1 protein-coding gene is annotated in these 1,029 nt (G+C 45.2%); it reads left to right on the top strand.

Annotation, left to right across the window (positions count from 1 at the left end; all coding sequences use genetic code 11):
* Positions 1–80: 80 nt before the first annotated feature.
* The gene (locus tag A3763_RS00480; protein WP_068506685.1) at positions 81–962 is read left to right on the top strand and encodes an HlyC/CorC family transporter; all 882 of its coding nucleotides are present in this window, start codon (positions 81–83) and stop codon (positions 960–962) included.
* Positions 963–1,029 lie beyond the last annotated feature (67 nt).

The raw sequence follows: 1,029 nt of genomic DNA on the forward strand, positions 1-1,029 counted from the left end.
TCCAGACCCTTACACTGAGATCGTCGAAGATGATACTATTGCAAACCACGATACAGCATAGGATTCGCTAGAAAACGTTTATGAACGAAGATAACTCAAAACCTCCGAGTAGCCAGTCAGGCCATAGTAAAGCCAAGCAAGAACATAAAAATAGTTCAAAAGGCTGGTTTGAAAAACTCACCCAGGCTTTTTCAGATGAGCCTGCGTCGCTGCGCGATATTATGGATATTCTCCGTACCGCAGAAGACCGAAACGTTCTCGATGCTGACTCGCTCAGTATTATCGAAGGCGCGATGCAAGTCACCGACATGCAAGTTCGCGAAGTGATGATTCCCCGCTCCCAGATGATTACCGTACGCGCGACGCTTGAGCCTGAAGAGTATATGCATAGCATTATCGAGTCTGCTCACTCACGTTTTCCGGTTATTGGCGAGTCAACTGACGATATTATCGGTATTTTGCTTGCTAAAGATTTACTGCCCCTAGCGATAAAAGGACAACTTAGCAAAAACAAGATTTCTGAGGCTTTACGGCCAGCGACGGTTGTACCTGAGAGCAAGCGATTAAATCAGCTTCTTAAGGAGTTTAAGCAAAACCGTAATCATATGGCAATTGTTGCCGATGAGTATGGCGGTATTGCCGGGCTTGTAACGATTGAAGATATTCTTGAGCAGATCGTGGGCGAGATCGAAGATGAGCACGACATCGATGACGAAGCGTTAATTAAGCCTCTTACTGATGGCGAGTATAACGTAAAGGCCATCACCCCTATTGATGAATTTAATGAGTACTTTTCAACGGAACTGCCAGATAAGGAATTCGACACCATTGGAGGCCTGATTCTGAAGAAGTTCGAACGCCTGCCCCGCCGCGGTGATACAACTCTTATGTATGGCTTTAAAGTAACAGTACTTAATGCTGATAACCGAAGCATTCGCTTGGTGAAGATAGAGAAGAATTGATATTCCAGCGGTTTCAATGGGGTCAGACTCGATTGAAACCGCAATATTTTCAATCGAGTCTGACCCC

Source organism: Oleiphilus sp. HI0128 (genome assembly GCF_001635365.1).